At 74.7% G+C, this 7,665-nt stretch carries 8 protein-coding genes; 4 read left to right on the forward strand and 4 right to left on the reverse strand.

Annotation, left to right across the window (positions count from 1 at the left end):
* Together EF903_RS25015 and EF903_RS25020 are read right to left on the reverse strand one after the other, a co-directional pair.
* Nucleotides 1–666, reverse strand: a 666-nt coding sequence (locus EF903_RS25015) for an FAD-dependent oxidoreductase (protein WP_125546798.1), incomplete at its 3' end; no start/stop codon positions are given.
* Between the two features lie 127 nt (nt 667–793).
* Complete coding sequence (locus EF903_RS25020) at nt 794–1,789, reverse strand: NAD(P)/FAD-dependent oxidoreductase (protein WP_125546800.1); 996 nt, start codon at nt 1,787–1,789, stop codon at nt 794–796.
* Nucleotides 1,790–1,956: 167 nt separating this feature from the next.
* Between EF903_RS25020 and EF903_RS25025 the strand changes: the two genes are divergently transcribed.
* Nucleotides 1,957–2,445 carry an NUDIX hydrolase gene (locus EF903_RS25025; RefSeq protein WP_125546802.1) on the forward strand — a complete coding sequence of 163 codons (489 nt, stop codon included), beginning with the start codon at nt 1,957–1,959 and terminating at the stop codon, nt 2,443–2,445.
* A gap of 10 nt (nt 2,446–2,455) precedes the next feature.
* Here EF903_RS25025 and EF903_RS25030 read toward each other — a convergent pair whose 3' ends face one another.
* Nucleotides 2,456–3,832 (reverse strand): 6-phospho-beta-glucosidase, encoded by a 1,377-nt coding sequence (locus tag EF903_RS25030; RefSeq protein WP_185902809.1) that lies wholly within the window; start codon nt 3,830–3,832, stop codon nt 2,456–2,458.
* A 110-nt stretch (nt 3,833–3,942) separates the two neighbouring features.
* A complete protein-coding gene (locus tag EF903_RS25035) occupies nt 3,943–4,812 on the reverse strand; it encodes a helix-turn-helix domain-containing protein (protein WP_125546804.1) in 870 nt (289 codons plus the stop codon).
* Nucleotides 4,813–5,147: 335 nt separating this feature from the next.
* Here EF903_RS25035 and EF903_RS25040 point away from each other — a divergent pair, with 335 nt between their 5' ends.
* The 3 genes from EF903_RS25040 to EF903_RS25050 all read left to right on the forward strand — a co-directional run.
* Nucleotides 5,148–5,816 (forward strand): helix-turn-helix transcriptional regulator, encoded by a 669-nt coding sequence (locus EF903_RS25040; RefSeq protein ID WP_114055005.1) that lies wholly within the window; start codon nt 5,148–5,150, stop codon nt 5,814–5,816.
* 64 nt (nt 5,817–5,880) lie between these two features.
* Nucleotides 5,881–6,435 carry a toxin-antitoxin system, toxin component gene (locus EF903_RS25045; protein WP_114055004.1) on the forward strand — a complete coding sequence of 185 codons (555 nt, stop codon included), beginning with the start codon at nt 5,881–5,883 and terminating at the stop codon, nt 6,433–6,435.
* Nucleotides 6,432–7,665, forward strand: a 1,234-nt coding sequence (locus tag EF903_RS25050) for an MAB_1171c family putative transporter (RefSeq protein ID WP_260615882.1), incomplete at its 3' end; no start/stop codon positions are given. The genes EF903_RS25045 and EF903_RS25050, both read left to right, overlap by 4 nt.

Genomic DNA, 7,665 nt, shown 5'->3' on the forward strand with positions numbered 1-7,665 from the left:
GCGCGGCCCCTCCCCCACGCCCTCCGGCAGCCGGTACCAGCGGCAGAAGTACGCCAGCCCCGTCCGGTGCCGCTCCACGGCCGGCGGCCGGCAGCCCGCCGCGGCCAGCCACCGCTCCGCGCCGCCGCGCCGGCCGCCCGCGTCCACGACGAGCTCCCCCGCGCGGGTCCCGGCTGCGGTCACCACGCCCGCCACCCGTGTCGGCTCCGCCGCGGCCGCGTCGGCCCGCTCCACCTCCAGCCCGGTGACCGGCTCGCCGTGGTGCAGGACCGCGCCGGACTCCGCGCGCAGCGCCGTGACCAGGGCGCTCTCCAGCACGATGCGGCGGGCCTGGACCATGACGAGGTCGTCGTCTCCGGGCCGCGCGGGCGGCCGTGGGTCGAACCAGTCGAGTTCGCTGCGCTCGCGGGCGCCGAGCCGCAGCATCTCCGCGTACACGTCGGGAAGCTCGCGCCGCAGGAGGGTGCGGGCCGCGCCGAGGAGGACGTGCGGCTGGGCCGCCTGCGGGACGGCCGGGCGGTGCCAGCCGAACGAATCCCGGTCGAGGGCCGTGCCCGGGGCCCGGGTGTCGCGTTCGAAGAGTTCCACCGTGTGCCCCCGCCGTGCGGCGAGCAGCGCGGTGGCGAGGCCTGCGACGCCTCCGCCGATGACCAGCACGTGTGCCATGTGCGCCTCGCCCCCGTAGACCGGCCGGATCGCCCAGAGCCTGCGCGGGCGGCCTCCGCCCGAAACCCGCACGCCAGTTCGCGCCGTGTGCGCGGCGGACGCCGGCGGCCCGGCCGGCCCGGCCCGGCTACTGCGCCCCGGGGGCCTGCCGGGCCCGATGGGCGTCGAGGGCCTGCCGCGTCGTCTCCTCGATCAGCTCCGAGTTGATCGCGACGGCGGCGCGCACCCCGGCCGCGGCCGCGGCGGCCAGCTGGTCCGTCGGGCTGGTGACGTTCCCGGCGGCCCAGACGCCGCGCAGGGCGGTCGCGCCGGTCGCCGGGTCCGCTTCCAGGCAGGTGCCGATCCGCACCCCGTCCCGCTCCACGCCGGTCACCGGCAGCCCGAGCGACCGGGCCACCCCGGCGCGGGCGGAGAACCGCGGCGCCACCACCAGCGCCCGGCACTCCACGCTCCGGCCGCCCCGCAGGGCCACCCCGGTGAGGCCCCCGGCGCCGACGGTCAGGCCGGTGACCTCGCCCTCGACCACGGAGACGGCCAGCGCCGCGAGCAGCTCCCGCTCCTGCGCGCCCGGCCGCCGGGTGTGCGCGAGCAGCGTCACCCGGTCGCTCCAGTTCCGCCACATCTGTGCCTGGTGCACGGCGAGCGGGTGCCCGCCGAGCACGGCGATCGGCCGGTCGCGGACCTCCCAGCCGTGGCAGTACGGGCAGTGCAGCACGTCCCTTCCCCACCGCTCGCGCAGCCCCGGCACGTCGGGCAGCTCGTCGGCCAGGCCCGTCGCCAGCAGCAGCCGCCCGGCCCGCACGGACGAACCGTCCGCGCACCGCAGCACGAAGCCGCCCTCCGCCGCCCGGTCGGCCGCGAGCACCGTCCCCGCCGCGGCCGACCGGACCTCCGCGCCGTACGCGGCCGCCTCGGCGCGCCCGGTCGCCAGCAGCTCCGCGGGGGCGGCCCCGTCCCGCCCGAGGTAGCCGTGCAGGTGCTCCGCGGGCGCATTGCGCGGACTGCCCGCGTCCAGCACCACCACCGTGCGCCGAGCCCTCGCCAGAGTCAGCGCCCCGGCGAGCCCCGCGGCGCCGCCGCCCACGACCGCCACGTCGTACGCCCGTCCGCCATCCGTGTCCATGCGTTCCTCCCTGCGTCGTTGCCACGGCCCGAACGCGACGCCCGTCGCCCGTCGCCCGTCGCCCGTGGTCTGCGGGCGAGGGTGCGCCCGAAGCCCGCGCCGTGCCACACCCCTTTGCCGGCCCGGCAAACTGGTCGGAGCCACACGACACCAGGAGGGACAGTCCCATGACCACGCGCCCCGAACGCCCCCAGCGCGCCGCCCCGCACCCCAATGCCGTCGTCGGCGTCGGGCTCGTCGTCTGCGACCGGGCGGGCCGGGTGCTCCTCGGCCGGGCGCACGACGGCCGGTGGGAACTGCCCGGCGGGAAGGTCGACCCCGGGGAGGGCTTCGAGCAGGCCGCGGCCCGGGAGCTGGCCGAGGAGACGGCCCTGCGCGCGGACCCGGCGGGCATCCGGATCCTCGGCGTGCACATCGACGCGCAGGGCGGTGTGACCCGGCTGACGGCCTCGGCCGTCGCCGCGGCCGCCGAGGGGACACCCCGGGTGACCGAACCGCACAAGATCACCACATGGGAGTGGTTCGCGCCCGCGGACATCCCGGAGGCCCTGTACGCGCCGTCCGCGCACGTCCTGCGCACCTGGCGGCCGGAGCTCGTCCCGGCACTTCCGCAGGTGCCCGCGCACTCCTACCCGACGGCCCTTCCCGGCGAGTGACCGCCGCGGCTCAGCGCAGGTACGCCAGGCCCGGGTGGACGGCCCGGTACCCGTCGACCAGCCGCCGGGCCACCGCGGCCGAGTCCACCAGCGGGTGCAGGGCGAACGCCTTCGCCGCGGCCGCGCGGGAGCCGCTCTCCGACGCCGCCAGCACCTCGCGCTCGACGGCCTTGACCGCGGTCACCAGGCCCGCCGCGTGCAGCGGCAGCGGGTCGACCGCGACCGGGTGGGCGCCGTTCGCGTCGACCAGGCAGGGCACCTCGATGACGGCCTCCGCATCGAGGACGGACAGCGTCGACCGGTTGCGGACGTTGAGGATGAGCGTGCTCCGCTCGTCGCGGGCGATGGCCCGCATCAGCGCCAGCGCGACCTTCTCGTAGCCGCCGGACTGCATGTCGCCGTCCTCGCGGCCGCCGGCGCCGGCCGCCTCGCGGTTCTCCGCCATGTACGTGGCCTCCCGCTCGGCCCGGGTCCGCTCCCAGGCGGCCAGCGCCGCCCCGGGGGCGAGGCCGGGCCGGCCGGCCTCGCCGTAGAAACCGGACTGCTGGTCGCGCAGGAAGGCGCCGCGGGTCTGCCGGGCCTCCCGGTAGGCGCGTACGGTCTCGCGGTTGAAGTAGTAGTAGTGCAGGTACTCGTTCGGGATCGCGCCGAGCGCGCGCAGCCACTCGGCGCCGAAGAGCCGGCCCTCCTCGAAGGATTCCAGCGCCTTCGCGTCGGCCAGCAGGCGCGGCAGCTCGTCGCGGCCGCCGACGCGCAGGCCGCGCAGCCAGCCCAGGTGGTTGAGGCCGACGTAGTCGACCCAGGCGTCTTCGGGGCGCGCGCCGAGGACCCGCGTGACGCGCCGACCGAGCCCCACCGGGGAGTCGCAGATGCCGATGACGCGGTCGCCGAGGATCCCCGCCATGGCTTCGGTGACCAGGCCGGCCGGGTTGGTGAAGTTGATGACCCACGCCTCGGGGGCCCGCCGCGCCACGGCCCGCGCGATGGCGCGGGCGACCGGCACGGTCCGCAGCCCGTACGCGATCCCGCCCGCGCCGACGGTCTCCTGGCCCAGCACGCCCTCGGCCAGGGCGATCCGCTCGTCCGCGGCGCGCCCTTCCAGGCCGCCGACGCGGATCGCCGAGAAGACGAAGTCGGCGCCGGTCAGGGCGTCGTCGAGGTCGGTGGTGGCCGTGACGGCCGGGGCGGGGCCGGGGGGCGGGGTGCGGGGGTCCGCCTCGGCGGCGGCCGCCTGGTCGGCGAGCACGCGGGCCATGGCGGCGAGCCGCGCCGGGTCCTCGTCGTGGAGCACCACGTCCGTGACGCGGCCCTCGCCGCCGTCGCCGAGCAGCGCTCCGTACACGAGCGGAACCCGGAATCCGCCCCCGCCGAGGATGGTCAGCCGCACGCCCCTACCGCCTTCGCCACGTGCCGCCGCCGATGCCACGATCCGCGGCATTCGGTCGGCGGCGCACCAGTGAGGGCACCAGTGTCCCCCGCGCGGGGCGGCGTACGGGCTCAGTCGCCCAGCGAGGGGACGGCGCGGAGCCTCGGGCCCTGCCGGTGCGGGGCGGAGCCGCCGCGCGCCGGGCCGGCCGCGGGGCCCTGCGGGGACGAGAGGACCAGCGTGATCCGGGTCAGGCCCATGGCGTCGAGCATCCGGCTGGATTCGGCCACGATCCGGCACCGGACGAGGCCCGCCTGCGGGTCCCAGTGGCGGACGGTGCGGACGGCGCCGTCGCGCTCGGCGGCCTCGGACCCGTGGGTCTTCAGCCAGTGGGGGACGCCGTACCGGTAGGCGGCCTCCATGAAGGGGTCCCGGGCGATCTCCTGGCGGATGCTGCGCAGGCCCTCGTCCTCGGGTGCCGCTTCGAGGGCGCCGGCGAACTGGGCCATGAGCGGGACGCACCAGGCGGGTTCGTGGTCCTCCAGCACGGCGGCCGCGTCGGGGTGGAAGAGCACGAAGCGCAGGAAGTTGTCGTCGGGGAGGGCGGTCGGGTGGGGTCGGACCGACTGGAAGAGGCGGTCGAAGGCCGAGTTGGTGAGCGCGACGTCCCAGCGGTGGTCGACCAGGAAGGAGGGGTGGGGCACGGCCTCCATGAGGGCGGCGTAGTCCACCAGGTAGTCGCGCTGTGCGGGGTCGTCGGGCAGCCGGCTGTCCGCGGCGGCCCGCCAGGTCGGCGGGGGGTCGCGGTCGACCATGACCCGGAACAGCCAGAAGCACTGCCGCTCGCTCATCTCCAGGGCTTCCGCCAGGGCGAGCAGCTTGCGGTCAGTCCATTCCTTGACCAGGCCGCGTTCCCAGTTCCCGTAGGCCCGCACGCTGATCCGCAACCGGGCGGCGAGGTCTTCCTGGCTCAGGCCCAGTTCCTCGCGGCGCTGGCGCAAAATCTCCTTGCGTCGCTCCGACCGCACTGCGCCGCGTGCGGACTCCTCGCCCGCCAGGCGCTCCTCACCGGCTCGGGCGAGGCCATCGGACGGGCCCACCGCTGCGAGATGTGGCACCGAGAGCTCCCCCTCCTCACGGTCTGGATCTTCAATTTCCTGTGGCGATCCTGCTACCGACTTCATTCGAGTGTCAACTATCGTGGCAATTCCAGCCTCTTGACAGCTCATTCCCGCCACAGCTGTGGCAAGTTCTGGCCCTGCGGCGGCGGAACGGCTAGATTCCAAAAGCCGACCATGTGCCCGAACCGACTCGCCGCGATCTAGGAGAACCACTGGTGACAGACGGCTTCCCGGCTCCCGTCGCGGTGGCCAACCCGTCCCTGGCAGCCACCGTCACGCGCGTCGCCGAACTCGCGGGCAAGATGGGCCGCGACCCGAACAAGGTCTTCGACCTGCGCCGCCTCTCCGAGGCCTCCGGCGTGCCCACCGACGTGGTGAAGAGTCTGCTGGACGGCCGACCGGCCGGAGAGCCCTGCCTTCAGACCCGGTTCCTCCAGCGCCTGGACCTGCTCCGGCGCACCCGGCTGAAACCCAACGGCCGCCGCTACACCCAGCAGGAGATCGCCGACGGCGCCGGCATGTCCCGCCAGCAGGCGGGCGCGCTCATCAACGGCGACCGCCGCCCCACCATGGAGCACTGCGACGCCATCCAGCGCTTCTTCGGCGTCCACGCGGGCTTCCTCACCGCCCACGACTCCGACGCCCTGCTCGACGCGCTCCTGCGCACCGAACAGCAACTGCTCCAGGACTACGCGGGCCGCACGCGCGAGACCGTCCCCTCCCCGGCCGCGTCCGCCGGCGACCCCCTCGCAAGACTCCTGCAGAACCACGGCGTCCGGGGCATCGCGTGGCGCGCCGCCCAGCTGCCCAGCGACAAGCACCGCGACAAGGTGACCGAATGGCTGGACATGCTCCTCGAAAGCGTCAAACCGAACGAATCCTGACCCAGTCGAGAGTCTGGGTCTGATCCTTGAGTCCTGATCCGGATCCACGCCGACGGGGAGAACGGTGAGCATAGGCAGAGAGCAGCGCCGGTTGTGCGGCGAACTGGTGGCCGGCCTCCGGCTGCCCGCGCCCGTGGAACCCGTGGACCTCTACGCCGCGCTCTGCGAGGGCATGAGCAGACACCGCGGCCGTCGGGTGGACTTCCGGATGGCCTCCTTCCCGCCCGGTACGGCCAGCGGCCTGTGGCTCGACCTCGCCGACCGCGACCTGGTCGTCATCGAGGAGCGCACCGCACCGGACCACCAACTCGTCATCCTCGGCCACGAGCTGTGGCACATGAAGGCCGGCCACTGCAGCCACCACGTCGACGGCGCCGCCGTCGCCGCCCGCCTGCTCACCGACGAGGCCGACCTCGGCGAGACCGTCCGCCGCGTCGCCGCACGCACCCGCGCCGACGTCCGCGAGGAGACCGAAGCCGAGACCTTCGGCCTCCTCCTGGGCAGCCGCTGCCGCACCTGGCTCGCGGGCGCCGCCCACCGGGCCCCCGCCCAACGCGACCAGCTCGCGGGCCGCATCGAGGCGTCGCTCGGATATCGGGGGCACAGGAACGACCGTTGAACGGCCAGGACTACTACATACCGGCAGCGGCACTGGCGGTCGCACTCGCCTTCAAACTGCCGGCCCTGCGCAACAACTGGCGCGACCCCCTGCTGCGCTCGGTCTGCGCCCTGCTCATCCTGGCCGGCGCGGTGTTCACGTTCGCCGCTCCCCCGACCATCGCCGCCGTCAACGGGTGGACCGGCGTCACCAACTTCTCCGCACCCCTGGTCTACTGCCTCATCACCATGTTCAGCGCCTCCTGCCTGGTGCTCATAGTGAACTGGCGCGGCGGACCGCCCGAACAGACCCGCCGCACCTCCCGCCGCTGGATCGTCGGCTACGGCATCATCGTCGTCGTCCTGGTCGTGCTCTTCCTGCTCGGCGAAGCCCCGGTCGAGCGGCTGCGCGACTTCGACACCTACTACGCCAACACCCCGTACATCCGGTACATGATCGCCCTGTACCTCACGGCCCACCTGGTCGCCGCCGTCGTCATGGTCGCCATGTGCCTGCGCTGGTCCCTCCAGGTACGCGGGTGGCTGCGCACCGGCCTGATGATCATCGTGGCCGGGTACGTGTTCAACCTCAGCTACGACGCCACGAAGATCTCCGCGGTGGTCGCCCGCTGGTTCGGCCACGACCTCGACGACCTGAGCACGTACGCCGCCCCTCCGCTCGCCTCCATCGGCGCCCTCGTCAGCGCCGTCGGGTTCGTCCTGCCCCTGGTGTGCCAGCGGATGTCCGACAACTGGCAGACCTGGAACACCTACCGCCGCCTCGGCCCCCTGTGGGCCGAGGTCCAGCCGTGCACGCCCAGCGGGACGCCGTGCGTGAAGATGTCCTGGTGGTCACCGCCCGAGCTGCGGGTCATCCAGCGCGAGTCCGACATCCACGACGCGTTCCTCCACCTCGGCCCGTACTTCGACGAACGCCACCGCGACCGCGCGTACGAACTGGCCGTGGCCGGCGGAGCCGACGAGGACACGGCCCGCACGGTGGGCGAGGCGGCGATGGTCTCGGCAGCGGTACGCGCCCACTCGGCAGACCCCGACGGCAGAACCATCGGCTCCCGCGAAGACCTCCCCCCGGACACCCCGACGGGCCCCCGAGACCTCCTCCGCGTCTCCCAGGCCCTCCGCGACTCCCCGGTGGTAGCGGCACTCCGCGGGGCGTCGACGCTGTCGGGGCCCCGCGGAGTGCCGCTACCACCGGGGAGTCGCGGAGGGCCTGGGAGACGCGGAGGAGGTC

Origin of the sequence: Streptomyces sp. WAC05292 (assembly GCF_003949955.1) — a bacterium.
Classification (GTDB): domain Bacteria; phylum Actinomycetota; class Actinomycetes; order Streptomycetales; family Streptomycetaceae; genus Streptomyces; species Streptomyces globosus.